The organism is Kribbella sancticallisti, assembly GCF_039530625.1.
Taxonomy (GTDB): Bacteria; Actinomycetota; Actinomycetes; order Propionibacteriales; family Kribbellaceae; genus Kribbella; species Kribbella sancticallisti.
This window is the reverse complement of record NZ_BAAAOS010000055.1, coordinates 16,469-41,168: the sequence shown is the minus strand read 5'-3', so window position 1 is coordinate 41,168 and position 24,700 is coordinate 16,469. Positions and strand designations below refer to the sequence as shown.

The window sequence follows — 24,700 nt, the reverse complement described above, 5'->3', positions numbered from 1 at the left end:
GTCGCGATCACGGTAGAAGCTAATGTTGATTACTGCAATATCCCGTGCGGAAATGTCCGATCTCAGCCGTCACAGCAGACGCGATGCAGCCACTCCGGCTCATGCCACCAGTACTCCGAGTCATGGGCGTGCGCCTTCTCCCGACTAAGCGGCTTCGGGCCGCGAGCCGTGGCGACCTGGACCCCGGCGAAGGGCGCGAGCAGTTGCTCGACCGTGTGCAGCTTGCCTGCGACCATCACCTGCTGGACCGCCGCCGCATGCGTGATGTCGGCCAGCGGATCACCCCGCACGAACGACAGATCAGCCTGCGCTCCAGCCCGTACTACGCCCAGCTTGTCCTCCAGGGCCAGCCACCTCGCCGGATTGTGGGTAGCCGTGGTCAGCGCCTCGTACGGCGTGAACCCGCCTGACACCATCGACCGCAGATTGGCGTGCAGCGAGATCGCGATGTTGTCCAGCGGCGTGTCCGTGCCGGAGATGACCAGACCGCCACCTCGATGAATCCGCAGCACCATGTCGACGTTGCCCGCCAGCAGGGCCCTGGTGGTCACGCCGGCCGGACCTCTGGCGGTGTTCACCTCGTTCTGCAGCGCCGCGTACTCCCACGCCGGGAAAAGCGTGGTGGTGCGTGAATCCGTCAGCAGGGAAGGGTCGTCCACGTGCGCCATCGTCGAGTTGAACAGGGTCGGCGTGACCGACATCCCGGACTTGGTGAACAGCGTGATCACGTCCGCGTACGCACGACCGAGCCTGCTGACGGTGTGCGAGTAGCCGAGCCGGTTCGTCGCTCCGGTGTGTTCCATTCCGTCCATGCCGAGATGCTCGGCCGGGTAGAGGTAGTGCGACGACAGTTGCAGCCCGAGGCGGTGGACGGCCGCGATCGTCCTGCGCTGGTACTCGATCGGCAACCGGACATAGGTCTTCACCAGGTCGTAGGCGAGGCCCTCGACGCGGTCGATCTCCAGGCCGAGTTGCCGCAGCGACAAGGTCGGCCGCATGAAGTTGTAGTAGACCCGGGACCCGTCGATCGCCTCGCCGGTGGCGAAGTAGCGCGGCCCGACCAGAGACCCGTGCGAGAGCGCTTCCCGCGTCTCCTGCATCTGGTAGACGGGATCGCCCGGTGAGCGCGTAGTCGTGATCCCGTAGGCGAGCCAGAGGTTGCCCTGCCGCGCACCCCACGCACGGCCGCGCAGGTGCCAGTGGTTGTGGGCATCGATCAGCCCCGGCATCACCGTGAGCCCGGACGCGTCGATGTCCGGCTTGCCTTGATGTGGTCGCACGCCGGCGATCCTCGACCCGTCGACGACGATGTCCACATCGCGCCGCAGTTCCTCGGATCGCCCGTCCCACAAGGCGCCCGCGTGGATCGTCACGTGCTGGTTCACCGTCGCCCGCTGCCAGTGCAGGTCGACCTTGACCGTCCGCGGACGCGATCCGCGCAGGTCGGTCCTGCGCAACAGCCCGTTGTGCAGGTAGAGCAGCGTCCGCTCGTCCTGCCAGACCGGCGAGTCCGTCACCTCCGAGGTGACCGCCCGGGGCTTCGCGGTGAACCGCCCGCGCTGGTCGACCGGAGCGACGTACAGGAGGCTCTCGACGATGAAGGCGAGCCACTTGCCGTCGGAGGAGAAGACCGGGCCGTCATCCCCTCGGGTGGCGAGTGACCGGAAGGGCATCGGTTCGACGTACTCGAGCGCTGTGGTCGCGACGTCGACGTACAGGAGTTGGCTGGTGCCTTCGCGGAAGCGCTTGGAGAACGGCTTCACCGCGGCGAGCACGATCGTACGGCCGTCGGCGGACCAGCTCACCCGGCCGGGCTGGAACAACGTCGGTGTCAGTTGCCGGACCTCGCCGGAGGCGACGTCGAGCACCCAGGCGATCCCGTCCTGGTCCTGGTACGCGACCTGCCGGCCGTCCGGCGAGAATCTGGGCGCGGTCTGTGCCCCGGGCAAAGACGAGAGCTTGCTGTCGGCCCCTGTTGCCAAGTCGTGCAGCCAGAGGTCGGCCGTACCGTCGCGATCGCTGGCGTAGAGGAGCTTCTTGCCGTCCGGGGAGAAGTCCGGATCCGAGTTGAAGTAGCCGTCCGCCACGACCTTGCGTGGTTGCCCTCGGCCACTTGTTGCCGCCAGCCACAAGGCGTTGAGCGCCCGGAACGCGATCCAGCGACCGTCCGGTGAGACGGTCGGGCTCGCGATCCCGAGCACCGGCCGGCGCTTCCTGGACTCGAGGTCAGGCGACTTGGGTCGCGGTCGTCGCGACGTGACCGGCACCGTCGCCGTGAACGCGACGACGGCGTGCCCGCCGCCGACCTGGTGCTTCATCACCGAGCCGTCAGCGGTGTAGAAGATCTCGCCGGTCGCGGCCCACGAAGGCGGCACGGCGAACACGTCCTTGCCGCTCGTCACCGCTTGGTCGCCGATCACGAGGTCGGAGGCCGGCCCGGTCAGCCGGACATAGGCGAGCTGTCCTGACGGGGAGTAGTCCGGCCCGTAGACGCTGGAACCCGTCTGCGCGGGCACCGCGGTACGGCGTTGGCCGGTGGCGAGGTCGAGTTCGACGATCGAGGACGAGTCGACCGTGAAAGCGAGTTTCGTGCCGTCGGGCGAGACCACCGGCTCGGCTTCCTCGGTCTCCCCGTCGGTCAGGGCGGCGATCGCGCCGCTGCCCAGACTGAGCCGATGAATGCCGTAGCTGCCACCGCGATCCGACGAGAACACCACAGACCGGCCGTCCGGCGCGAACGCGGGCTCGCGGTGGTCGAAGCGCCCGCTGGTCAACTGCCGCAGCCCGGTTCCGTCGGGGCGGATCGACCACAGGTGGAAGTTCCCGTCGCGATACGACTGGAACACGATGCTCCTGCCGTCCGGAGACCACCTCGGCCGGGTGGCGTCCTGCAGGTCGTCGGTGAGGCGCCGCGACCGGCCGCCTGCCGCTGGTGTCACCCAGATCGCGGTCACCAGGTCGAAGGCGAGCCACTGGCCGTCGGGGGACACGGCGACCATGAAGTTGGTGCCTTCGGTCAGCGTCGCCTGCCCGGCGTCCGCAGTACTGGCGGGGTCCGCGGTACTGCCGGTTGCCTCGGTGGCGGAGGTCGTTGACAGGGTGCCGGCTGCCGCCAGGCCGCCGGTCAGTTGGAGGGCACGGCGGCGGGAGACGCTCCACGATCCAGGAGTCTCGAAATCGTCCATGGTCACGGCAGATCCAATCCGTTGGGGCGGTAGGACGCGCCCTTCGAATCTGCCAGCAGCGCCGACGGTGGGGTGACCTCGAGCGGCGTGGCGATCGGTGAGCGGCCGATTCACTGCGATAAGCGGCTGCCCTCCGCTAGGCGGTGCGATGAAACGCCCGCCGTCTATCGTCAGCGCCATGAAATCTGTGTCCCCGCCTCTCCGCGCTGCCGCCGCCGGCCTGGTCTGCGTGGTGATCGCGATCGCAGCGGCGCTCGCAGTAGACAGCCGTCTCGACCGAAACTGGGCACTCCGGGGACTCACCCTGCTGCTCGCGCTGTGTTGCGCCGCCGTGCTGGCGACAGGCAAGGATCGCAAGGCGCGCCCGCTCATCGGGTTCGTGGGGCTGCTGATGTTCGGCCTGGTGTTCCCAATCACCACGACCACCTGGGCGACGCCGCCGGAGATCGACTTCGCACTGTCGGTCGCCGACGACGCCGAGGCCGCCGCCAACCGGCAGGCCGGCAGCGCGGTGACCGTCGAGGACGTGCGGGCCGCCGCCGAGGCGCGCGGGGGAGCGGTCGGTTCACTCAAGACCGAGAACAGCCCGGAGATCCGCGGCGCCGACGCCTACCCGCTGATCGTGCGATCCGCCAAGGACCAGGGCCGCCCCTGGGCGTGCCTCACCTTCCAGCACGGCTTCACCGCCAAGATCCGCGCCTGCTGATACTGCGAAGCCAACTCCTCGGCCCGCCCGAACGCCGACCGGTTGATCGCGACGCCGTCGTCACCCGGCGAGGGCGGTGGCAGCGTCGAACCAGGTGGTCTTGTCGACCGAGCTGGGCGCGAACTGCAAGCCCTCGGCGACCTTGAGAATCTCGGCCTGGGTGATCCCCGGGTAGCCGGTGATCCTGACCAGGAAGCCGTCGCCCACCATCGTGAATCCGGGGGCCGCTGTCTTGCCGCCCTCGGCCGGCGGCTGGATCACGGCCTCGCCGCTGTGGTTCCACGCCGGGCGGCCGTTGATGGTCAGATCGGGTTTCTGCTGCTGGTAGCGCTCGAGGAACTTCATGGTTCCGTCGTAGCTGATCTTCAGGTCGTCGCCCGGCTCGGGCCGGCCGTTCCCGTTGAACGCGATGGTGGCCTTCGGCGCGCCGGTCGACGGATTGCCGTCGCTGAACCAAGTGGTGAATCCATGACCCGCGCCGGTGCCTTTGTCGGCATCGAAAGTGTTGCCGCGCTGTTCGTGGAGGCCGGTGGGCAGGTGAGTGACCCGGTACGGCGTCAGCAGTGGTTGCGGCTGCGCCTTCACCGATTCGGCGATCGAGGTCGCCAGCTTGACGTCGGGGTGGTGAGGGGCATCGAGCCAGCCGTTGTCGACCTGCGACGAGCAGGTGATCAGCTGCCACAGACCTGGCGCGGGCTCCCAGACGACAGTGGTCATCGTCTCGCCAGGAACTCTGAGATATCTGGTGAGCTCTGCCTTCGCTCCCTTGCCGGGAGCGATCGACGCGCTGCTGAAGTACTCGGGCGGCAACGAGAGGGCGGGCTTGGAGGCCGGCGCGGAGACCAGCCGGGCCTTCGTCTCGTTGATCATCACCGTCGGGCTGCCGGCCGGGATCGTCGCCGGGACGAAATCGCCGTTGCGATGCGTCGACAGCAGGCAGGTGGATGCCGCGGTCGTGCCGCCGATGTAGTACTGGACCTGGTAATCGGTCCGATAGGTCCGGCCGCGGTCGCCGAGGGTGGCGGGAATCCGCATCGTCACCCAGTTCACCAGCGCGGAGTTCCGGTCCGGGCCGGCCGGAGCCGGGTCGGCGCCTTTCAGGTGGCTGACCGCGAGCGGCGCCGCGAGAGCCGCTGCGACAGTGGCGACCACCGTGCCCAGGATGAGCGGCGTGCGGCTGCGGCGGGGCGGGCGCGGCGGGTGGATCGCCGGCAGGATCTCGTCGGCCGACGGTGCGGTGTCGGCCAGGTGGTCGAAAGCGGTACGGAGGTCTTCCTCAGTGCGCATGGGTCACTCCGGGTCGGGAGGGGTGGTGAAAGGTCTGCGGGGCCGCCATCTCGATGCGGAGGGCGGCGAGGGCCCGGGAGGCGTGGGCTCGGACGGTGCTGGCGGAGCAGCCGAGGGTCTCGGCGATCTCGGGGTCCGACAGGCCACCGAAGTACCGCAGTACCAGTACTGCGCGCTGCCGCCTGGGCAGTTTCGCCAGTTCGGTGAGGAGTTGGTCCCGGTCGGCCTGCTGGTTCGCGTGGTCGGCGATCTGCTCGCTCGGGACGATCTCCGCGCGCGGCACGAACCGGGACCACTTCCGGCGCCAGGACAGGTACTCGTTGACCAGCATCTTGCGCAGGTAGGCGTTGGGCGAGTCGGCCGTCGCGACCCGGTCCCAGTGCCGATGTGCCTTCACCGCGACGTCCTGGACCAGGTCCGCGGCCAGATCGCCGGACCCGCACAGGACCGTCGCGAACCTGAGCAGTTTCGGCAGCCCCACCCGCGCCCATTCCTCGAATGTCAAGGCCGTCTCCTCGTCCGGGCCGGTTTGTCCAGCCGGTACCACTAAAGACTGAGCCGAGGGTCCTTTTGCTGCCTCCGAGTCTGACCACAGAGTGAGAAATCGATTTCTGATTCGTCCTGACAGCGTTTCCGGACCCTAGGCTCACGGACATGACTCTTGGAAACCTGGCCGGCATCAGTGCCGTCGCCGACGTCCAGACCCGTTCCATCAGCGCGGAGAACCCGACCGGGGAGCCCGGTCAGGGCGGCCGCCGGACCGAGGGGACCGGCGCGAACGCGGCCCGGGACCTGGGCCTCGGCTGGAAGGTCTCGCCGTCAATCGAGATCGCGGCGGGGGAGACGGTGACGCTCGCGGACATCGCCGGCCCCGGCTGCGTCACGCACATCTGGCTCACCACGCACAGCGACAACTGGCGCCGTCTGGTGCTGCGCGGTCACTGGGACGGCGACGAGGCGCCCGCGGTCGAAGCACCCGTGGGGGACTTCTTCTGTTCCGGCTGGGGCCGGTTCGCCCAGGTCAACTCGCTCCCGGTCGCCGTGAACCCGAACGGCGGTTTCAACTGCTACTGGGAGATGCCGTTCCGCTCGCAGGCTCACCTGACGTTGGAGAACACGCACAACGAGGCAGTGGTCGTGTATTTCCAGATCGACTACTGGCTGGGCGCGGTCGCGGAGGGGTCGGCGTACCTGCACACGCAGTGGCGGCGGAGCAACCCGCTGCCCTCCAAGACCGTGCACACCCTGCTGGACGGCGTGGAAGGGCCCGGACACTACGTAGGGACCTACCTGGCGTGGGGCGTCAACAGCACCGGCTGGTGGGGTGAGGGCGAGGTGAAGTTCTACCTGGACGACGACGAGGAGTTCCCGACCATCTGCGGTACCGGCACGGAGGACTACTTCGGCGGAGCCTGGAACTTCGACCTCGGCCCGGACCGAGGCGGCTACGCCGAGTTCAGTACGCCGTACCTCGGGATGCCGCAGGTGATCCGCCCGGACGGGCAGTACCAGAGCCAGCAGCGGTTCGGCATGTACCGCTTCCACCTGCCCGACCCGATCCGCTTCCGCACGAAACTGCGGGCCGACGTCCAGGCACTCGGCTGGCGTTCGGGTGGTCGCTACCTGCCGCTGCAGGACGACATCGCCTCGACCGCGTTCTTCTACTCGACCGCGACGAGCACCTCACGTCCCGAGGCGCCCACGCACGACGTGATGGAGATCTGCTAGGGGATCGGCAGCGGGTGGTTCAACGCGGAGGCGGTCAGCACCACCAGTGCGGTGGTCCAGGCCAACGGAGCCTCGCCTGCCGGGTGGAGGTCGCGATTGACCTTCTCCGGCAGGGCTCCGGTCGGGGTGCGATACGCGTCGAGCCACTCGAGCAACCGTTCCGCAGTACTGCGGTCGCCGCGTGCTGCCGCGCTGAGGGCGAACAGGGCGGTCTGCGGAGTCCATGCGACGCCGTCCGTACGCCACTGCTCGCCCGGGGTGACTCCGCCGTTCGGCTGGGTCAGCACCTTCCTGGTGCGCTCGATCGCCTGTGACACCTCGTCGCGAGCCGGGGCGAACGGCGGGCCGAGCACCGTCACGATGGCGTCGGCGCCGCCCTCGATGCCGATCGGCTCGATACCAGGCTCGACGAAGCTGACCGCCTTCGCCGGCGTCCGGGGATAGTGCGGCCCGAACCGCCGGTCGGTTGCCGCCGACAACCGGTCGAGCGCGTCCTGCCAGGAAGCGACCTCGGCCGTCCGGCCCAGCTTGGCGGCGATCGCCAAGCCGGAACGCAGCCCGGTCAGCAGCGGAGCGATCGTGCCGAGCGTCACCTCGGACTCAGGCCGCTCCCAGTAGTCCGGCGAGGCCGCCGGCAGGTCGTCCTCGCCGAGTTCGGCGACGATCTGGTCGCCGGACTCCCGGACCATCGGCCAGTAGGCGGCGAGGTCGATCCCCGCGGCCTCCGGTACGCCGGACGGCGCCGGCGTGCTGGTGGTGGATTCGCTCGCGCTCCCAGGGTGCACCGGCGGGTTGGAACAGAACCACGTTGCCCAGAGCACCCAACCCGACCCGTCCAGCTGTGGCTCGCGCCCGTCTCCCGGCTCCACACCGTCGGGCGCGGTGTACCGGGCGCCCCAACGACCCGCCGTCGGCCTGATCTTGTCGAGGAAGCCGAGCACCTTGCCGGCTTCGGCGTACTGGCCGACCGAGCAGCGCGCGGCGGCGACGAACGACGCGTCGCGGGGCCAGACGAACCGCCACGGACCGTCCCAGCCGGCCACCGTCGCGCCGTCGGGAAGGGTCAGCGCGTCGAGATCAGCGAGGGCGTGCCGGACCAGGTCATAGGGGACGTCGGTGGCCGGCAGCGACCGGCCGGGGACGCCGTCGGCGACCAGTTGGGGCTGCGGGTTGCGCTCCAGGTTGGATGCCGTCCCGGCCGCGAGGAAGGCGAGCAGGACCGCGATCACGGCGTACGGGAACCACCGCACCCGCCGCTCGCTGTCGTCCCGCATGGCCGAATCATCCCTCTCACTGGGCGAGGTGCTGGACCTCGGCCTCGATCTTGCGCCGCGGGGCCAGTTCGACCAGGTACATCGCCGACATCACCAGCGCCCCGCCGATCAGCATCCGCGCGGTCACGCTCTCCGTCCCGAAGAGTACGGCGAACGCGGACGCGAACACCGGCTCCATCGTCATCGCGATCGCCGCCCGGGTCGGAGTCAGGTGGGCCTGCGCCCAGGTCTGCACGATCAGCGCGAGCGCCCCCGCGATCAGGGCCATGTAGAGCACCCGGACCCAGTCTCCGCCACCGCCCGGCAGCGAGAAGCCGCCGGGGATCGCTCCGATCGCGCAGACCGCGGTGATGGTGACCATCTGGAGCGCCGACAACCCGAACGCGTTCGACGGGGTGGACCAGGCGCCGAGACCGATGATGTGCAGCGCGTACAGCCCGGCCGAGGCGAGTGTGAGCAGTTCACCCGTGCCCATGCTGAAACCGCGCAGGGAAAGGACGCCAAGGCCGACGGTGGCCAGCACGACCGCGATCCAGGCCCAGCGGCCGATCTTGTGCCGCAGGATGACCGCGGCGAGCAGCGGCGTGAACACGACATACATGCCGGTGACGAAGCCGGAGACGCTGGCCGAGGTGTGCCGCAGGCCCTCGGTCTGGACCAACTGGGCGATGCCGTAGGTGATGCCCAGCGCGACGCCCCGGCCGCGGTCGAGCCGGCTCAACCGCGAGATCGCCGGCGGATGGATCGCGATCAGCGCGATCGCGGCGATCGCGAACCGCAACGCCAGGTAGTCGGCGACGTCCATCCGGTCCAGCAGATCCTTGGTCAGGAAGAACGTCGAACCCCAGGCTGCCGCCACGGCGAGCAGGGCCAGAACGGCGATGCGCGGGTGATTCACGCGCAAAGCTTCTCAGACACCTGACAGGTTCAGGGCGTGTGGTGCTCCACCACGCAGTCCGAGCCGGGGAACACCAGCGACTCGTGGCCGTCGTCGAACCGGACCAGGTACGGCGGCGCGCCGTTCTCGCCGCGCACCTCGAGCACCTCGCCCAGCCGATCGTGGTTGCCGACCTTGCGGCCGCGGACGTGAATCTTGTCGCCTACGTCAGCCTGCATCTCGATCACCTCCCGGCAGTTCAGCCTAGGCCCGGGCGGCGATCGCCGGAAGGGTCAGACCACAGTGACGATCACCTGGGTGCCGGGCTTGACCTTCTGGCCGGCGGCCGGGTTCTGGCCCGCGACCAGGTTGAGGCCGAGGTTGAACGGCGCCTTCTCCACCTTCACGGTGAAACCGGCCTCGGTCAGGATCTTCTGCGCGTCGGCGAGTTTCTTGCTCCGTACGTTCGGCACCTCGCGCAGCGGCGGGCCCTTCGAGACGACCAGTTGGACCTTGTCCTTGGCGAACAGGGTGCCGCTGTTCGGGGTCTGGCTGATCACCCGGCCCTCGGCGACCTTCTCGTCGAACCGGTCGGTGCGGCCGACGGTGAAGCCGGCCTTGCGCAGCGTCCGGATGGCTTCCCGGGCGGTCTTGCCGGTCAGGTCCGGTACGGCGATCGGCTCCTTGCCCTTGCTGATCGCCAGGTTCACCGCGTCGCCCGGCTTCATCACCGTGTCGAACTTGGGCGAGAACGCGATCACCCGGCCGGTCGGCACGGTCTCGGAGTACGCCTCGTTGATCTGGCCGGTGACCAGCTTGATCGACTCCAGCGCCCGCTTGGCCGCTTCCTGGTCGAGGCCGGCGAGCTGCGGCACCCGGTAGCGCTCGGGGCCCTTCGACACGGTCAGCGAGATCTCGCCGTCCTTCCGGATCCGTGCGCCCGGCTCCGGATCGGTGTCCATCACCTCGCCCTTCGGAATGTCCTCCGAGAAGTCCTGGTTCGCCAGCGTCGTCGTGAGGCCCAGCTCGACGGCTTTGGCGTTGGCGTCCGCCACGGTCATCTGCAGCAGCCCGGGCGTGGACGTGTAGCGGTGGATGCCGTAGTACCAGCCGGCGGTGCCGACACCGACAGCGAGCGCGAGTACTGCGATGAGCGCGATCAGGCCGCGCCCCTTCTTCGGCTGCCGCGGTCGCGGAACCTTCGTCGCCGTGGCCGGCCGCCGCACCACGGGCCGCGGCGGCTCGAACGGTACGACGATCGTGTCGTTGCGCGGCTGCTGCTCGACGTACCCGGTGCCGCGCGAGTAGCCGTCGTCGTACTCGTTGTCCTGCCGTAGCTGCTGGATCGGCAGGGTCAGGTCGCCGGTCAGCTCCGGGTCGTCCGAGAGGCCTTCGTTGATCGCGCTGCGGACCCGGTGGATCTGGCGGCTGAAGACTCGCGCGTCGGCCGGCCGGAGATCCCGGTCCCGCGCGGTCGCCCGCTGCACCAGGGCGTCGACGTACGGCGGGATGCCCGGGCAGAGCTGCGAGGGCGGCGGCACATCGGCGTGGACGTGGGCGTAGGCGACCTGGATCGGGGTGTCACCGGTGTGCGGCTTGCTGCCGGTGAGGAGTTCGTAGAGCAGGATGCCGGCCGAGTACACGTCGGAGCGGGCGTCGGCGCTGCCTTCGGTGACGAGCTCGGGCGCCAGATACGACACCGTGCCCATCAGCAGGCCCTGGGTGGCGGTGTTGCCGGTGGTGGTGACGGCCCGGGCCAGCCCGAAGTCGGCGACCTTGATGGTGCCGTCGTTCGAGATCAGGACGTTCTCGGGCTTGATGTCGCGGTGCACGATGCCCGCGTCGTGGGCCGCCGAGAGCGCGGACAGGACCGGCGCGAGCAGGTCGAGGGCGCGCGCGGGCGGCAGCGGCGACTGCTGGCGGATCACGTCGCGCAGCGTGCGGCCGGGCACGTACTCCATCGCCAGGAACAGCGTGCCGTTGTCGTCGCCCTGGTCGAAGACGGCCACCACGTTCGGATGGGACAGCTTGGCGGCGGCCCGCGCCTCGGCCACGAACCGGCGGCCGAACTCGGCGTCGTCACCCAGGCCGAGGTGCATCACCTTGAGCGCGACGATCCGGTCCAGCCGCATGTCGAGCGCCTCGTAGACGGTCGCCATCCCGCCCTTGGCGACGCGCGCACCCACGCGGTACCGCCCGTCGAGCACTCGCCCGACCAGGCGATCGCCGACCTGGGTGTCTACGTCATCCGTCACGTGCGGTGAGCCGCCTCTCGAAGCTGTCTGCTCTGAGAGTGTAAATAAGCGGTCCGGCGGCGGCTCCGTCGCCGCGCCGGACCGCGCTCGGTGACCGTCATGTCACCGTTGTCAGAGCGGGCTCCAGCCCTTCTCGAGCTGGGCCTTGATCCGCAGCACGTTCTTCACGTAGAGCTTCGTGTCCGGGTACATCCCGTTGCGCCGGACGCCGCCGAGGCCCTGGTAGTAGCCCGCGATCGCGAGGTCGAGCCGCTTGGCCGCCGTGGTCAGCCGGCTCAGCAGCACCACGCCCGCCGTGACGTTGTCCTGCGGCTTGAGCAGGTCGAGCTTGCGGCCGACGATGCCGGCGGAGAACTTGCCGGTGGACGGGATGACCTGCATCGCGCCGACGGCGTTGGCGGGGGAGACGACCCGCTGCTTCCAGCCGGACTCCTGCCAGGAGATGGCCAGCGCGAGTTCGGGATCGACGCCGTACTTCGTCGCCGTCGCCGCGATCATCGCCCGCATCTGGGCGCGGGTCGGCAGCTTGCGGTTCTTCAGCGTGGCCCGGTTGCGGTTCGCGGCGCTGACGATGTGGTCGGCATAGATCCGGCCGGCGAAGCTGTTGTTCTTCGTCGCCTTCTTGGCCGGCTTCCTGGCGACCGGCTTCGGGCGGATCTTGACCGGCACCTGCAGCGCCTTGCCGGCGTAGATGTGGTCGGACCGCTTCAGCCCGTTGGCCGCGAGCAGGTTGGCCTGGGAACACTTGTACCGCTTGGCGATCTTGCCGATCGTGTCGCCGCGCCTCACCACGTAGGTCACCCGGCCGAGCTGCGACCGCTTGGCCGGACTCGCTTTGGCCGGACTGGCCTTGGAGGCCTTGCCGGGCAGTTTGAGCACCTCGCCGGCGTAGATCGCGTTGCCGTTGCCGGGCAGGCTGTTCAGCTCGACCAGCGTCCTGACATCCGTCCCGTACTGCGCCGCGATGTGGCTGAGCGTGTCACCGTTCTTCACCCGGTACTGCCCGAAGCCGGGCGACCCGGCGGTGATCACCCCGGCTGCCACCAGGGGGACCGTGATCCCGGTCAGTACCCGCAGGACTTTTCGCCACGTGCTGCTCATCATCCATCTCCCCGTGTGAACGTCCCTTGACGGTAAGTGGTGTTACTGATGTGACAACAGGTGCAGGTGGGTCACTTGTTACGGCTGTAATGCAATGTTTACAATTCAACGCTGAACTACATGGTTGTGGTTCACAATCGATCAACGGATCGCGTTTAGCCGGTCACAGAATCCGTTCACGACCTGGGGTTCCGGCCCAAGCAGATGCCCCCGGCAACAGGTGCCGGGGGCATCTAACCGAAGTTCTGGCGAACTCGGAGGCGGACTCAGGGGCGGTCTCAGAGGGAGGCGCGCCCCTCGAGCGGGGACGACGCCTGGGCGGCGTGGTAACGCCGCGGGATCCGGCCGGCCAGGTAGGCGTTGCGCCCGGCGGTCACGGCGTCCCGCATCGCGGCGGCCATCAAGGCGGGCCGCTCGGCGCGGGTGACGGCCGTGGCCAGCATCACCGCGGCACACCCCAGTTCCATCGCCAGCGCGGCGTCGCTGGCGGTGCCGATGCCCGCGTCGAGGACGACCGGAACTCCGGCGGCCTCCACCATCATCGCGATGTTGTGCGGGTTGCGGATGCCCAGGCCCGAACCGATCGGCGAGCCGAGCGGCATCACCGCGACACATCCTGCCTGCTCCAGCCGGCGGGCCAGGATGGGATCGTCGTTGGTGTAGGCGAGGACGGAGAACCCGTCGGCCACCAAGATCTCCGCGGCGTCCAGTAGTTCGACGGCGTCGGGCAGCAGTGTGTGGTCGTCGGCAACGACCTCCAGCTTGATCAGGTCCGTCTCCAGCGCCTCCCGGGCCAGCCGGGCGGTGAGAACGGCCTCGCCGGCGGTGAAACACCCGGCGGTGTTCGGCAGTACCGCGATGTCGTGCTTGCGGAGCACGTCGAGAACGGACCCCTGCTGCGCCGGATCGAGCCGCCGCAGAGCGACCGTGGTCAGTTCCGTCCCGGACGCGACCAGCGCCTCTTCCAGTACTTCGAGACTCGGCGCGCCGCCTGTCCCCATCACCAGCCGGGACGACAGTTCGCGTCCGGCGATCACCAGGGTGTCGTCACTCATGGTTCCTCCTCAACCGCCTTGGACCGCGGTGAGGATCTCCACCCGGTCACCCTCGGCCAACGTGGTCCCAGGCCACTCGGCCCGCGTCACCACTGCCTCGTTCACCGCGACGGCCACCCCGATCGGGCTGCGGGCCCAGCGGTCGACCACCTCGGCGACAGTGGTTCCCGCGGCGATCTTCTCGGTACTGCCGTTGACGAGCACGAACATGTCCTCACTCACCTCGTTACCTTAGGCATTGCCCCGAACCGGGCCGCCAGGAAGGGCTCGGCAAGCTTCGGGAGCACTCCGGTCCGCACTGTCTCGGCGATGACGTCCGCGGTGATCGGAGTCAGCAGTACTCCGTTGCGGTAGTGCCCGGTCGCCCACAGCAGACCGTCGAGTCCGGACGGTCCCAGGATGGGCGCGTTGTCAGGAGTGGCCGGCCTCAGACCTGCCACCGTCTCGACCAATTCGAGCTCGTCGGTGATCGGCAGAACCGTCCGGGCGTCCCGTAGCAGCGCGAAGACCCCGCCCGCGAGCACCCGGGTGTCATAGCCGAGCTCCGAGGTGGTGGCGCCGACGACCAGTTCGCCGCCCGGCCGGGGGACCAGGTAGACCGCGAACCCTCGCGCTGTCGCCCGCACTGTGTGGTTGAGGGCAGGCCGGTACGCCTCGGGGACTCGCAGGCGCAGGATCTCACCCTTGAGCGGCCTTACTGGGACCTTCAGCTCGTCCGGGATTCCCGCCAGCTGCGCGGACCAGGGTCCGGCGGCAGCGATGATCTGGCCGGCCCGGAGGGAGGTCCCGTCCTCCAGCTCGACGCCGACGGCCGTAGTACCGGTGGTGAGGATGCGGGTGACTCGTTGCCTGATGATCCGGACGCCGGTGAGCTCGGCGGCTTTGAGCAGGGTGGCGACGGCCTGACGGTTGTCGACCGAGTGGTCGCCCGGGACCCAGACTCCGGCCGCCACGCCGGCGGCGAGGAGTGGCTCGCGTTTGCGGGTCTGCCGACCGGTGAGCTCCTCCACCTCCAGGCCGAGACGCCGTTGGTAGTCGGCCAGCCGCCGGATCGCGGCGGCGTCGTCGATGTCGTACGCGACCGAGAGAGTTCCCGTGCGGTTGAGGCCGGCGGACTGCCCGGTGAGAGCCTCGAGCTCCTCGGCGAAGGCGGGCCAGGCCGCGACACTGGCCAGATTCAGAGCCAGCAGTTCGTCCTCGCCGAACTCGACCTCGGTGACCGGAGCCAGCATGCCGGCGGCGACCGAAGAGGTCTGGCTGCCGGGTGTCGGATCGCATACCGTCACCTGGATACCGTCTGCAGCGAGCCGCCAAGCGGTCGCCAGACCGATCAGCCCCGCGCCGACCACCACGACATCGGAGGTTTCATCAGCCATGCGCCCAGACTACGACGGTATACACATGACAAGCTGGCCCTTGTGACTGAGCACACCGCAGTACGTGACCAGCTGGCGGACGCCTATCTCTACCTGTGTACGGATGCGCGGGAGAAGCAGGGCGATCTGGTGCAGTTCCTGGATGCCGCGCTGGGTGGTGGCGTGGACATCGTCCAGCTCCGCCAGAAGGACCTGGAGGCAGCCGACGAGCTGGCTGCCTTGGAGGTGTTTGCCGACGCCTGCAAGCGGCACGGCAAGCTCCTGGCGGTCAACGATCGCGCCGACATCGCTTTCGCGGCTGGAGCAGACGTCCTGCACCTCGGCCAGCGAGACCTGCCGGTGCACGCAGCACGGGCCATCACCGGGATGGAGCCGGTGATAGGCCGCTCCACTCATACCTTCAGCCAGGTGAATGCCGCTGTCGATGAGCAGGGCTCCGACTACTTCTGCGTCGGCCCGTGCTGGGAGACCCCGACCAAGCCCGGCCGCAGCGCCGCCGGCCTCGAGTTGGTCTCGTACGCCGCCAGCCGGCAGTCGGTGAAGCCCTGGTTCGCCATCGGGGGTATCGACCTCGGCAGGCTGGACCAGGTGATCGAGGCCGGGGCCAGCCGGGTGGTCGTAGTACGGGCGATCACTGAGGCGGACGATCCCGCCGAGGCCGCGGGGGAGTTCAGCAGGCGGCTGCGGAGTGCTGGGTGATCAACAACCCGAAGGCTGCCCGAATCGTCGCCGCCGTGGTGATCGCCATGCTGGTGATCACCCTCGCGGCGTCCTTGTTCGGCTGCAGCCCTTCGAAGTCGCAGACTGCGCCCAGCACGGATCCGGTGAGCGGCCTCGCCTTCGTGGCCGTGGCCGACCTCCCGAAGGAGGCCAGGGACACGCTCGAACTGATCGACAAGGGCGGGCCGTACCCGTACAGCCGCGACGGGGCCGTGTTCGGCAACTTCGAGAAGCTCCTGCCCAAGCAGGACCGGGGCTACTACCGCGAGTACACCGTGAAGACCCCTGGCGAGAAGGACCGCGGCGCCCGCCGGATCGTGACCGGGAAGGGCGAGGAGCGTTATTACACCGACGACCACTACCAGTCGTTCCGCCGGATCCAGGCGGACGGGGGGACCAACGGATGACTGACCTGCGCACCCTCCTGAGCAAGGGCCTGCGGCCTGGCGTCTACCGCTGGCACACCGACCTGACCACCGAGCAGGTACGCCGCAGCGTGACGTCTGCCGGCTGGAACTTCGTCCAGCTCGACAGCACCGGGGTGCACGACAAGGCCGGCTTCCTCGATGTCTGCGCGACGGCCTTCGATCTGCCTCGCTGGTTCGGGCGGAACTGGGACGCGCTGGCCGACTCCCTGAGCGACCGGTCCACCGGTGAGCCGGAGGTGGTGCTGTGGGAGGGCTGGCGCGAGTTGCTCGAGCACGACCGCGACACGGTCGAGGTGGCCCTGCAGATCTTCGCCGAGGACGCCAACGAGTCCGGCCAGCTCCGGATCCTCCTCAGTGAGGCAGCCGACGTGCCGGACCTTGTCAGCGACGTACCGGTCGTCTAGGCCGACCCGCCGACGTCGGCAGCCCAAACAACGCCGGTACTCCGGCGCTGAAGGCCACGTGGTCTGGCTGGCGCCTGCTGAGCTCGCCGAGTCCGACAGAGGCGAGCAGCCCGTGGTCCTCCAACCTCTGGAGCTCGGCAGCACGCAGTACCCAGGTCGGGTGCTCGTTGGGCAGATACCAGGTCCGGCCCGCTCTGCGGACGTGTAGGCCCCACCGGGCGGTCAGGAAGTGCTCTAGCGGCCCGGGCTCCAGTTGATCGCCTACGCGGGTCTCGATCGTGCTGCTGGCCGTCGTGCCGGCACCAGCCCGACGTACGTCCGGTCCTCGAACGTGTCGGGCTGGGTGCCTGCCGGGAAGTAGTGGGCGACAGCATCCGGCTCTACCGCCCAGTGCACGAAGGACAGGTCACGCCAGCCCTGCCGGAGGATCACCGGCCGAGCCATCGCCGGTGACTGCGCTGTCACTTCCTCTGCCATGCAGGCAATCTAGCGCCGTGGCCACGTCAGGCATGAACCGCAGTTGACGACCGCGATTGGACTCGCGCACCCAGTCGCGGAAGGGACTGCTCGCCGCGACGTGGGTCGAGACGTCCCCGACGATCACCAGCCCCATCCCGTACTGGGCGAACTTCTGCACGATCGGTCCGGCCACCTTGGTCTGCAACTGGAAGAACTCGGGCGGCAGCAACTCGACCGGTACCAGCACCCACTCGGCCTGATGCCAGTAAGACGCCTCCCCGATCAGGTCGACCGCGTCCTGCTCGCTCGTCACCGGGGTAGTGGCGGTGTAAGTGTTCAAAACTTCCCTATCCTTCCCTTTAAGTACATTTATAGGGAATTCTAAGGTATGTGATAGACATCTAGGATGGCCCAGGAGTTGTACTCGGTCGAGCAGGTGGCGGACCGGCTCGGCCTGCACGTGCGGACGATCCGGAACTACGTGCGCGACGGCCGGCTGAAGGCGGTCCGGATCGGGAAGCAGTACCGGATCGCGCGGGAGGACCTGGAGGCGTTCACCGGCACCAGCGCGGCCGGCTTCGGCGCGGATGAGCGGGACCGGCACGTCGAGGTGTCGTGCATCGTGCAGGTCGACGCGATCGACCGGGCGGGCGCGGACCGGATCAGCACCCACGTGATGGCGTCCATCAACCAGGGCGGCCTCGGCCGGCTCCGGGTCGAGTCGGCCTACGACGAGGACCGAGGCTCGCTGAAGCTGATCGTGCTCGGCCACCCTGAAGTGACCGCCGATCTGCTCCGCCTGATCGCGCTGCTGGCGAAGGCCTGAATTCTCAGGCCTGTCCGACGCAGGTCTACAGGTGGCGTGAGGTGGCCGCGATGGCGAGGTCGGCCAGTGCCTTGCGGGAGGTCTCGTCGTCGATCGGAGCCCGATCCAGCGCGTCCAGCGCGTCCTCGGTCCGCTCGGTGATCAGGTTCTCGCAGGCCTGTACCGCGCGGCTGTCCTGGAGGATCTCGCGGAGCAGTTGTATCTCGTCGGAGTCGAGGTCGGGCCGGCCGAAGAGCCGGTCGAACTCGGCCAGTTGCACCTCGGAGGCGTGCTCGACGGCATAGGCGGTGAGCACGGTCCGCTTGCCCTCGCGCAGATCGTCGCCGGCCGGCTTCCCGGTCTTTGATGGATCGCCGAACACCCCGAGCAGGTCGTCCCGCAGCTGGAACGCCTCACCCAGCGGCAACCCGTACGCCGACAGGGAGTCGATCAGGTGCTGCCCGCCGCCACCGAGAGCGGCGCCGATGTGCAGGGGCCGCTCGACCGTGTAGGTGGCCGCCTTGTACCGCAGTACTCGCAAAGCGCGGTCCATGTCGGCTTCGCCCGAGGCTTGGGCGACCAGGTCGAGGTACTGGCCGGCCGTGACCTCGACCCGGACGGCGTCGAAGAACTTGGACGCGCTCGCCAGCGAGGCGGCGTCGAAGCCGGAGGTGTGCATCATCTCGTCGGCCCAGATCAGGCAGAGGTCGCCGAGCAGAATGGCGGCGCCGATCCCGAACCCGACCGGGTCCCCGCCGGTCCCGCTGGCCGCGGACCTGGCCCGCTGCAGCGCCTCGAACCGCCGGTGGGCGGCCGGCGCGCCGCGGCGTACGTCGGAGGAGTCCATCACGTCGTCGTGCACCAGAGCGCTGACGTGCAGCATCTCCAGGCTCGCGGCGGCCTTCAGGATCGGCAGCTCCGGATTGCCGCCGGCGGCCCGGAAACCCCAGTAGCAGAAGGACGGTCGCAGCCGCTTGCCGCCGCTGGTGGCGTCGCGCGCCGCCTGGACCTGCTCCTCGAGCTCCGGCCCGATCGCGGCGAGTCGTTCCTGCTGGATGTCCAGGAAGCTGGTCAGTGCTCGCTGGATCTCGGTCGGGATGTCTGCTTCGGCATACACGTCTCGGAGAGTAGTCGGTCCGGGCGCCCGGGCACACGTCCCGGTAGCCTTGAGCAATGGCCACCGGACTTCCGTCGACGCTTCCGGGCAGCACGCCGACGATTCGCGAGCTGCTCGCGAGTGGTGTGCCCTCCTTCTCCTTCGAGTTCTTCCCGCCGAAGACCCCCGAGGCCGAGGAGGTGCTGTGGCGGTCGATCCGGGAGATCGAACAGCTCCGCCCGACCTTCGTCTCGATCACGTACGGCGCCGGCGGCACCACCCGCGACGGCACCATCCGGGTCACCGAGCGGGTCGCGCAGGACACCTCGCTGACGCCGCTGGGGCATCTCACCTGCGTCGCGCACTCGCGCGACGAGCTCCGCTCGGTGATCGGCGCGTACGCCGGATCGGGCGTCCGCAACGTACTGGCACTGCGCGGCGACCCGCCGGGTGGTCCGTCCCAGCCGTGGGTGGCGCATCCCGAGGGGATGAACCACGCGGTCGAACTGGTCGAACTGGTGAAGACGCTCGGCGACTTCTGCGTCGGCGTCGCGGCGTTCCCCGACAAGCACCCGGAGGCGGCCGACCTGGACGCCGACGCGCGGGTGCTCGCGGCCAAGGCGGCGGCCGGCGCGGACTACGCGATCACCCAGATGTTCTTCGGCGCGGACGACTACTTCCGGCTGGTCGACCGGGCGGCGGCTCTCGGCTGCGACATCCCGATCCTGCCGGGCGTGATGCCGGTGACGAACATCAAGCAGATCGAGCGGATGGCCGAGCTGACCGGGATGGCGCTGCCGAAGCCGGTCACGGACCGGCTGCAGGCGGTCGCCGACGACCCGGCCGCGGTGCGGGCCGTCGGCATCGAGATCGCGACCGAGCTGTGCGACCGGCTGCTGGCCGGTGGCGCGCCCGGCATCCACTTCATCACGCTGAACCGCTCGACCGCGACGCGGCAGGTGTTCCGCAACCTGCGGCCCTCGCCACTTGCTCCTTCCGTCGTCGCAGCCCGCCAGTCCGGCTGACGCCCTATCCTGGGCCGATGGCTGACCCGTCGGACCTCATCGTCGATCGCACCCTCGTGCTGCTCCGGCATGCCAAGGCCGTGCCGCCGGAGTCGATGCCCGACCTCGAGCGCCCGCTGGCCGACCGGGGTCGCGCCGACGCCGCCGCGGCCGGCCGGTATCTGGTTGCCGAAGGCATCGAAGCCGACCTGGTCCTGTGCTCGCCGTCGGTCCGCACCCGCGAGACCTGGCAGTGTGCCGCCGAGGCCGGCGCGATCGCCACGGACGTCTGGTACGACCGCCGCGTCTACAGCGCCGGCACCGACGAACTTCTCGACGTGCTCCACGACGTCCCGGCCGATGCCCGCACCGTGATCCTGGTCGGCCACGCGCCCGGCGTCCCGTGGCTCGCCGACGAACTGGCCCTCGACGGCACCAGCCCACAACGCGTCGAGCTCACCCGGAAATACCCGACCAGCGGACTCACCGTCCTCCACCACACCACCCGCTGGTCCGACCTCACCGCCAACGACGCCGACCTGGTCGACTACGTCATCCCACGCGGCTAAGGCAGCCAGTGGGTGGTGCTGTTCACGGTGATCATCCGCTGAGTGGCGCGGGTCAGTACGACGTACAGGGCTCGAACGCCGCCTAGGGTGTCGCTGACGATCCGGTCTGGTTCGACGACCACGACGGCGTCGTACTCGAGGCCCTTGGAGTCCAGGGGGCTGAGCGCGACCACGCGCGGATCGCCGAGCTCGGCCAGAACCGGGTCGATAGACGCGCGGAGCTTCGGCGGGACGATCACCCCGACGGTTCCCTCGACCAATTGGAGGAGCTCGCCGGCGGCGTCGGCCGCGGCCTGCGCCACCTTGCCGGCGTCGAAGATCCGGTGCTCCGGCTCCACCCCGGTACGCCGTACCGCGTCCGGCAGGTCCGCGTCCGGGATCTGTTGCCGGATCACCTCACCGGCGAACGAGTAGATCTCCGCTGAGTTCCGGTAGTTGGTGGACAGCCGGAACGAGTGCCGCTGCAGGTGCGACAGCATGGAGTCCATCGCTGCGCGAGCCTCGGCCGGGTCCGGCCAGGAGCTCTGCGCCGGGTCGCCCACGATCGTCCAGCTGGCCTGCGGGCCTCGGCGCGTGACCATCCGCCACTGCATGGGGGAGAGGTCCTGCGCTTCGTCCACGAGTACGTGGGCGTACTCGTCCGGCTCGTCCGCGTCGGCGGCCGCCACGGCGCGCGCCCGGCGTTCGGAGGTGGTGAGCACCTCGTTCACGCCGTCCGACAGGCCTTCCAGCCAGTCGAACTCCTCGTCCTTGCCCGCCTCGACGACCGGCGGCCGGCCGAGCAGCGTCCCGAGCTCGTCCAGTAGCGCGACGTCGGCGATGGTGAACTCGTCCGTACTGCGAATCGCCGCGGCCAACTGGTCGATCTCGGCCGGGGTGAAGTCACCACGCGACCACCGCTGAGCGCGCCGGGCGTCGCCGAGCCAGCGCAGTACGGTGCCGGGGGTGAGCACCGGCCACCAGGCGGCGAAGAACGACCTGAAGGCCGGCAGGTCGGTGACGATGTCGCCGAACGACTCGCGGTCGCCGTACACGCCGTTGCGCAGGTCTTCGGGGAACCGCGTCCACAGGGCGGCGACGAGTCCCTTGCGAGCTTCGGCGGCGGCGCGGTTGCGCGGAGTACGGCGAAGTGCGTTGCGGCGGGCGTTGTCGAGCTGGTTCACGTCCAGCTCGACCGTGGCGCCGTTGACGAAGACCCGCAGCGCGGTCGGTGCGTTCGGCACCCGATCGCGGGCAGCGCGCGAGAGCAGGCCGCGCATCCGCAGGGAGCCCTTGATCGCGGCGACGTCCGCCTCGTCGACAGCGGTCGCGCGGACGCCGTCGACCAGCTCGCCCACGGCCCGCAGGGACACGGTGTTCTCACCGAGGCTGGGGAGCACCCGCTCGATGTAAGCCATGAAGGCGGCCGACGGCCCGACGACGAGCACGCCGCCGCGCTCGAAGCGCCTGCGGTCGGAGTACAGGAGGTAGGCGGCGCGATGCAGTGCGACCACGGTCTTGCCGGTGCCGGGGCCACCACCGATGACGGTGACACCGCGGGCAGGGGCCCGGATCGCCTTGTCCTGCTCGGCCTGGATGGTGGCGACGATGTCCCGCATCGTGTGGCCGCGGGCCCGGGACAGCGATGCCATCAACGCGCCCTCGCCCATCACCGGCAGGTCCTCCGGCGCCCGCTCAGGCGCCAGCAGGTCGTCCTCGAGGCCGACGATGCGCGGGCCCTTGTTCCGCAGTACGCGGCGGCGGACGACGCGCAGCCGGTCGGTCGAGGTGGCCCGGTAGAACGGCTCGGCGGCGGGAGCACGCCAGTCGATCACCAGCGGCTCGTACTCCTCGTCGCGGACGCCGATCCGGCCGACGTACAGCTTGTCGAGGTTCGCGGCGGTCGGGGCGGCCTCGCTGTCGTCGCCCTGGTCGGAGTCGAGCCGGCCGAACACCAGGCCCTCGTGCTCGGCGTCCAGTTCGGCGATCCGGCGAGCGGCGGCGAACACCAGGACGTCGCGCTCGTAGAGGCCGGTCTGCTCTTCCTCGCGGACGCGGCCGACGTTCTGGGCCTGACCGCGCTGGTGCCCTTCGACCGCGATCCGGGAAGCGGACCGGGCGGCTTCGGCGACCCGGGTGTAGACCCGGTCGACGTGCTGTTGCTCAGCTTCGAGCTCAGCCCGCTCGACGTTCTCGAGATCGGTCGACGTGGGGGATTGATCCACCGGGGTCCTCTCTACTGCCGGGCCTGCCCACCTTCGAGTCGGCCCCGACACGGCACACATGAACGATCAATCTTAGTGCGCCGACCTCCGCGACCCCAGGCCGGTATCAGGCTTTGCCGACGGCGTCCGCGACGATCGCCGCGCCGAGGGTCGTCGCGGGTACTCCGGTACCGGGGTGGGCGCCCGCGCCGACGCAGTACAGGCCCTTGACGGGGGAGACGTTCGCAGCGCGGCGCCGGGCGGTCTTGTAGCCCTCCCAGGCGACTCCGGCCAGCCATGAGGAGGAGGTCTGCCTGGAGACGACTCTGTCCCGGATGTGGAGGCCACGGGCCACTAGGAGATCCATCACATCGTCTGTGGGGTAGCCGTGGACCAGTACTGACCAGGCCTGATGTCCTGCCGGTGCTTGGCCGCCTGCACGGACCACTACCGTCGGGTTGCCGTGTAGGACGGTTTCGAACGGCAGAGCGGGCACTGGTTCCTTCAAACCCAGGTGAACCACATAGGCCGCCTGGGCCTGGTGGGTGGACAGGACCTTCTTGCGGACCTTCTTGGCCGCCGGGTCGTCGACAAGCTGGCCGTAGAGGTCTCGCGGGTCGATGTCGCTGACAACGACCTCGGCCGGCAGCGACTTCCCGTCGGCCAGCCGGACGCCCTTGACCACGCCGGCCTCGGTCGTCACCCCGACCACCTCGGTACCGGTGTGGATGTCGATCTTGCGCTCGCTGGCCCGCTGGGCGAGCGCGTCGGCCAGTACGCCGAAGCCGCCGTCGATGGTCCAGCGGCCGAACGTGCGCTCCAGGTAGGACCAGACCCCGACATACCCCGGCGTCAGCTTCGGGTCGGACCCGTGCTGCGTCGCGTAGTACTTCAGTACTGCGCGCGCCCGCTCGTCGTCGAGGCCGCGCTCGGCGGCGCGCTGCAAGGACTGCCAGGGCTTGAGGCTCCGGATCGCGGACAGCGGCAGCCGGTCCATCAACGGCGGCTCGAGCGAGGACTTCCGCAGAATCTGCCAGGTCTCGCCGTAGCCGTCGACCAGGGCGGTCCACTGCTGGGCCGTCTTCTCCCCGGCCAGGTCGGTCCAGGCCGCCGTTTGCTGGCCGCGGTCGTTCACCGCCAGGTCGAGCACGGAGCCGTCACTGAACAGGTGCCGCCGCGGCTCGGTGATCGGCTCCAGTTGGGCCAGGCTCTCGATCGGGCGGCCGCTCTTGCGGAACAGATCGCGGAGCGCGGCCGGCAGCGTAGTACTGGCTGCTCCGGCGTCCCAGCTGAAGCCGTCGGCCTCGATCCGGCCGAGGGCGCCGCCGAGGCGGTCGTCCTTCTCGCAGATGGTGACCTGGTGGCCGAGCTTGGCCAGCCGTACAGCGGCGGCGAGACCGGCGAGGCCGGCCCCGATGACGATCACGCGGGCCATCAGACTGCACTGCTCCCAGCTGCCGGATTGTTTCGTTTCTCTCGCCAGGCCCGGAATCTGGCCCGGCCGCGGCGGATCGCGCGGAACGCGAAGTAGACGGCGATCAGGCCGAGCAGCAGCAGGACGGCCGCGATGATCAGCGCGGCGGTGGGATGGAACGCGGCGAGCGTGACGACGCTCGCCACCGCGATGTCCTCGCCGGAGGAGGCGACGATGTTGCTGGCCGGCTCGGGCGAGGTGTTGATCGCCAGCCGCAGGCTCGACTTCACCAGGTGCGAGACCAGCGCGACGACGCCGCCGGTGGTCACGATCAGCGCCTGGTTGAGGGTGCTCGCCTCGCCGGACATCAGCGCCGCGATGACGGCGCCGACGGTCGGCCGGATCAGCGTGGAGATGCCGTCCCAGGCCGAGTCGACGTACGGGATCTTGTCGGCGACGAACTCGAAGGCGAACAGCACCCCGGCTGCGATCAGGACGCCGTTGCCGGTCAGCGCCGTGGGGACGTCGTCGACGTCGGCGAACCGGCCGAGCAGACCGAGGATCAGCACGCAGGCGTAGGCGTTGATGCCGCTCGCCCAGCCGGTCGTGAACGCCAACGGCAACGCTTCCATCGGCCTGCTCCCCGTAACCCTCGAACCTATTGGCCCCAGTTTTGGTAAACCGTTGACATCCGGATCTCCGCGACCCACAGTGAACAGGCTGCCGGTCTTGAGTGACCGTCATATCCCCTTTCAGGGTCAGGGAGATTCAACC

At 69.3% G+C, this 24,700-nt stretch carries 26 protein-coding genes and 1 pseudogene; 8 read left to right on the top strand and 19 right to left on the bottom strand.

From position 1 onward, the window contains the following. Positions 1-62 precede the first annotated feature (62 nt). Positions 63-3,185 (bottom strand): DPP IV N-terminal domain-containing protein, encoded by a 3,123-nt coding sequence (locus ABD255_RS34440; protein WP_344221047.1) that lies wholly within the window; start codon positions 3,183-3,185, stop codon positions 63-65. A gap of 178 nt (positions 3,186-3,363) precedes the next feature. Here ABD255_RS34440 and ABD255_RS34435 point away from each other — a divergent pair, with 178 nt between their 5' ends. After that, on the top strand, positions 3,364-3,891 hold the full coding sequence (locus ABD255_RS34435) for a hypothetical protein (RefSeq protein ID WP_344220959.1): 528 nt from the start codon (positions 3,364-3,366) through the stop codon (positions 3,889-3,891). 60 nt (positions 3,892-3,951) lie between these two features. Here ABD255_RS34435 and ABD255_RS34430 read toward each other — a convergent pair whose 3' ends face one another. Both ABD255_RS34430 and ABD255_RS34425 read right to left on the bottom strand, forming a co-directional pair. Next, the gene (locus ABD255_RS34430; protein ID WP_344220958.1) at positions 3,952-5,178 is read right to left on the bottom strand and encodes a hypothetical protein; all 1,227 of its coding nucleotides are present in this window, start codon (positions 5,176-5,178) and stop codon (positions 3,952-3,954) included. Continuing rightward, complete coding sequence (locus ABD255_RS34425) at positions 5,168-5,683, bottom strand: SigE family RNA polymerase sigma factor (protein WP_344220957.1); 516 nt, start codon at positions 5,681-5,683, stop codon at positions 5,168-5,170. The genes ABD255_RS34430 and ABD255_RS34425 overlap by 11 nt, the downstream gene beginning before the upstream one ends. Positions 5,684-5,832: 149 nt before the next feature. On the opposite strand from ABD255_RS34425, the gene ABD255_RS34420 reads away from it, so the two are divergent. Next, positions 5,833-6,906 (top strand): glycoside hydrolase family 172 protein, encoded by a 1,074-nt coding sequence (locus tag ABD255_RS34420; protein WP_344220956.1) that lies wholly within the window; start codon positions 5,833-5,835, stop codon positions 6,904-6,906. Here ABD255_RS34420 and ABD255_RS34415 read toward each other — a convergent pair. The 9 genes and pseudogenes from ABD255_RS34415 to thiO all read right to left on the bottom strand — a co-directional run bounded on the left by ABD255_RS34415 (position 6,903) and on the right by thiO (position 14,844). After that, positions 6,903-8,180 carry a glycoside hydrolase family 15 protein gene (locus ABD255_RS34415; protein WP_344220955.1) on the bottom strand — a complete coding sequence of 426 codons (1,278 nt, stop codon included), beginning with the start codon at positions 8,178-8,180 and terminating at the stop codon, positions 6,903-6,905. The genes ABD255_RS34420 and ABD255_RS34415 overlap by 4 nt on opposite strands. Before the next feature lie 16 nt (positions 8,181-8,196). Next, positions 8,197-9,078 (bottom strand): DMT family transporter, encoded by an 882-nt coding sequence (locus ABD255_RS34410; protein ID WP_344220953.1) that lies wholly within the window; start codon positions 9,076-9,078, stop codon positions 8,197-8,199. Between the two features lie 29 nt (positions 9,079-9,107). Next, the gene (locus ABD255_RS34405) at positions 9,108-9,296 is read right to left on the bottom strand and encodes a DUF1918 domain-containing protein (protein WP_344220952.1); all 189 of its coding nucleotides are present in this window, start codon (positions 9,294-9,296) and stop codon (positions 9,108-9,110) included. Between the two features lie 54 nt (positions 9,297-9,350). Next, entirely contained in the window at positions 9,351-9,530 is a 180-nt protein-coding gene (locus tag ABD255_RS34400; protein WP_344221046.1) for a PASTA domain-containing protein, read from the bottom strand. Between the two features lie 30 nt (positions 9,531-9,560). Continuing rightward, a pseudogene (pknB, locus tag ABD255_RS34395) lies at positions 9,561-11,312 on the bottom strand (Stk1 family PASTA domain-containing Ser/Thr kinase); the annotation flags it as partial. A 111-nt stretch (positions 11,313-11,423) separates the two neighbouring features. Further along, a complete protein-coding gene (locus ABD255_RS34390) occupies positions 11,424-12,413 on the bottom strand; it encodes a lytic transglycosylase (RefSeq protein ID WP_344220951.1) in 990 nt (329 codons plus the stop codon). Positions 12,414-12,691: 278 nt separating this feature from the next. After that, positions 12,692-13,468, bottom strand: coding sequence for a thiazole synthase (locus tag ABD255_RS34385; RefSeq protein WP_344220950.1), 777 nt, complete (start codon positions 13,466-13,468; stop codon positions 12,692-12,694). A 9-nt stretch (positions 13,469-13,477) separates the two neighbouring features. Further along, on the bottom strand, positions 13,478-13,690 hold the full coding sequence (gene thiS / locus ABD255_RS34380) for a sulfur carrier protein ThiS (protein ID WP_344220949.1): 213 nt from the start codon (positions 13,688-13,690) through the stop codon (positions 13,478-13,480). Continuing rightward, positions 13,687-14,844: a glycine oxidase ThiO gene (thiO, locus tag ABD255_RS34375; RefSeq protein ID WP_344220948.1), complete on the bottom strand. Its 1,158-nt coding sequence runs from the start codon at positions 14,842-14,844 to the stop codon at positions 13,687-13,689. The genes thiS and thiO overlap by 4 nt, the downstream gene beginning before the upstream one ends. A 42-nt stretch (positions 14,845-14,886) precedes the next feature. On the opposite strand from thiO, the gene thiE reads away from it, so the two are divergent. The 3 genes from thiE to ABD255_RS34360 are packed head-to-tail and all read left to right on the top strand — an operon-like array spanning position 14,887 to position 16,396. Next, complete coding sequence (gene thiE / locus ABD255_RS34370; RefSeq protein WP_344220947.1) at positions 14,887-15,543, top strand: thiamine phosphate synthase; 657 nt, start codon at positions 14,887-14,889, stop codon at positions 15,541-15,543. Continuing rightward, positions 15,540-15,971 (top strand): guanyl-specific ribonuclease, encoded by a 432-nt coding sequence (locus tag ABD255_RS34365; protein ID WP_344220946.1) that lies wholly within the window; start codon positions 15,540-15,542, stop codon positions 15,969-15,971. The genes thiE and ABD255_RS34365 overlap by 4 nt, the downstream gene beginning before the upstream one ends. After that, positions 15,968-16,396, top strand: a complete 429-nt coding sequence (locus tag ABD255_RS34360) for a barstar family protein (RefSeq protein ID WP_344220945.1) — start codon at positions 15,968-15,970, stop codon at positions 16,394-16,396. The genes ABD255_RS34365 and ABD255_RS34360 overlap by 4 nt, the downstream gene beginning before the upstream one ends. Here ABD255_RS34360 and ABD255_RS34355 read toward each other — a convergent pair. From ABD255_RS34355 to ABD255_RS34345, 3 genes are read right to left on the bottom strand one after another with little or no spacing between them, the layout of a single operon-like run. Then, a complete protein-coding gene (locus ABD255_RS34355) occupies positions 16,374-16,649 on the bottom strand; it encodes a DUF2071 domain-containing protein (RefSeq protein ID WP_344221044.1) in 276 nt (91 codons plus the stop codon). The genes ABD255_RS34360 and ABD255_RS34355 overlap by 23 nt on opposite strands. A gap of 8 nt (positions 16,650-16,657) precedes the next feature. After that, positions 16,658-16,840, bottom strand: a complete 183-nt coding sequence (locus tag ABD255_RS34350; protein ID WP_344220944.1) for a DUF2071 domain-containing protein — start codon at positions 16,838-16,840, stop codon at positions 16,658-16,660. After that, on the bottom strand, positions 16,803-17,195 hold the full coding sequence (locus ABD255_RS34345) for a DUF4180 domain-containing protein (RefSeq protein WP_344220943.1): 393 nt from the start codon (positions 17,193-17,195) through the stop codon (positions 16,803-16,805). The genes ABD255_RS34350 and ABD255_RS34345 overlap by 38 nt, the downstream gene beginning before the upstream one ends. Positions 17,196-17,261: 66 nt before the next feature. On the opposite strand from ABD255_RS34345, the gene ABD255_RS34340 reads away from it, so the two are divergent. After that, positions 17,262-17,681, top strand: a complete 420-nt coding sequence (locus tag ABD255_RS34340) for a helix-turn-helix domain-containing protein (RefSeq protein ID WP_344220942.1) — start codon at positions 17,262-17,264, stop codon at positions 17,679-17,681. A gap of 25 nt (positions 17,682-17,706) precedes the next feature. Here the strand turns inward: ABD255_RS34340 and ABD255_RS34335 are convergent, their stop codons facing one another. Then, a complete protein-coding gene (locus ABD255_RS34335; RefSeq protein WP_344220941.1) occupies positions 17,707-18,777 on the bottom strand; it encodes a polyprenyl synthetase family protein in 1,071 nt (356 codons plus the stop codon). A gap of 56 nt (positions 18,778-18,833) precedes the next feature. On the opposite strand from ABD255_RS34335, the gene metF reads away from it, so the two are divergent. Together metF and ABD255_RS34325 are read left to right on the top strand one after the other, a co-directional pair. After that, positions 18,834-19,781, top strand: coding sequence for a methylenetetrahydrofolate reductase [NAD(P)H] (gene metF / locus ABD255_RS34330; protein WP_344220940.1), 948 nt, complete (start codon positions 18,834-18,836; stop codon positions 19,779-19,781). A gap of 17 nt (positions 19,782-19,798) precedes the next feature. After that, entirely contained in the window at positions 19,799-20,329 is a 531-nt protein-coding gene (locus tag ABD255_RS34325) for a SixA phosphatase family protein (RefSeq protein WP_344220939.1), read from the top strand. Here the strand turns inward: ABD255_RS34325 and ABD255_RS34320 are convergent. The 3 genes from ABD255_RS34320 to ABD255_RS34310 all read right to left on the bottom strand — a co-directional run bounded on the left by ABD255_RS34320 (position 20,326) and on the right by ABD255_RS34310 (position 24,558). Next, complete coding sequence (locus ABD255_RS34320) at positions 20,326-22,533, bottom strand: HelD family protein (RefSeq protein ID WP_344220937.1); 2,208 nt, start codon at positions 22,531-22,533, stop codon at positions 20,326-20,328. The two genes, ABD255_RS34325 and ABD255_RS34320, sit on opposite strands and share 4 nt — an antisense overlap. A 106-nt stretch (positions 22,534-22,639) precedes the next feature. Beyond that, positions 22,640-23,947, bottom strand: coding sequence for a phytoene desaturase family protein (locus ABD255_RS34315; RefSeq protein WP_344220936.1), 1,308 nt, complete (start codon positions 23,945-23,947; stop codon positions 22,640-22,642). Then, complete coding sequence (locus tag ABD255_RS34310; RefSeq protein ID WP_344220935.1) at positions 23,947-24,558, bottom strand: DUF4126 domain-containing protein; 612 nt, start codon at positions 24,556-24,558, stop codon at positions 23,947-23,949. Before ABD255_RS34310 ends, ABD255_RS34315 begins: the two co-directional genes overlap by 1 nt. Positions 24,559-24,700: the final 142 nt, after the last annotated feature.

Coding starts and splice junctions, on each gene's coding strand:
- ABD255_RS34390 (WP_344220951.1), bottom strand. CDS start 12,413: ATGAGCAGCACGTGGCGAAAAGTCCTGCGGGTACTGACCGGGATCACG.
- ABD255_RS34315 (WP_344220936.1), bottom strand. CDS start 23,947: ATGGCCCGCGTGATCGTCATCGGGGCCGGCCTCGCCGGTCTCGCCGCC.
- metF (WP_344220940.1), top strand. CDS start 18,834: ATGGCCACCGGACTTCCGTCGACGCTTCCGGGCAGCACGCCGACGATT.
- ABD255_RS34360 (WP_344220945.1), top strand. CDS start 15,968: ATGACTGACCTGCGCACCCTCCTGAGCAAGGGCCTGCGGCCTGGCGTC.
- ABD255_RS34440 (WP_344221047.1), bottom strand. CDS start 3,185: ATGGACGATTTCGAGACTCCTGGATCGTGGAGCGTCTCCCGCCGCCGT.
- ABD255_RS34340 (WP_344220942.1), top strand. CDS start 17,262: ATGGCCCAGGAGTTGTACTCGGTCGAGCAGGTGGCGGACCGGCTCGGC.
- ABD255_RS34420 (WP_344220956.1), top strand. CDS start 5,833: ATGACTCTTGGAAACCTGGCCGGCATCAGTGCCGTCGCCGACGTCCAG.
- ABD255_RS34325 (WP_344220939.1), top strand. CDS start 19,799: ATGGCTGACCCGTCGGACCTCATCGTCGATCGCACCCTCGTGCTGCTC.
- ABD255_RS34310 (WP_344220935.1), bottom strand. CDS start 24,558: ATGGAAGCGTTGCCGTTGGCGTTCACGACCGGCTGGGCGAGCGGCATC.
- ABD255_RS34415 (WP_344220955.1), bottom strand. CDS start 8,180: ATGCGGGACGACAGCGAGCGGCGGGTGCGGTGGTTCCCGTACGCCGTG.
- ABD255_RS34435 (WP_344220959.1), top strand. CDS start 3,364: ATGAAATCTGTGTCCCCGCCTCTCCGCGCTGCCGCCGCCGGCCTGGTC.
- ABD255_RS34405 (WP_344220952.1), bottom strand. CDS start 9,296: ATGCAGGCTGACGTAGGCGACAAGATTCACGTCCGCGGCCGCAAGGTC.
- ABD255_RS34385 (WP_344220950.1), bottom strand. CDS start 13,468: ATGAGTGACGACACCCTGGTGATCGCCGGACGCGAACTGTCGTCCCGG.
- thiO (WP_344220948.1), bottom strand. CDS start 14,844: ATGGCTGATGAAACCTCCGATGTCGTGGTGGTCGGCGCGGGGCTGATC.
- ABD255_RS34350 (WP_344220944.1), bottom strand. CDS start 16,840: ATGGCTCGGCCGGTGATCCTCCGGCAGGGCTGGCGTGACCTGTCCTTC.
- ABD255_RS34430 (WP_344220958.1), bottom strand. CDS start 5,178: ATGCGCACTGAGGAAGACCTCCGTACCGCTTTCGACCACCTGGCCGAC.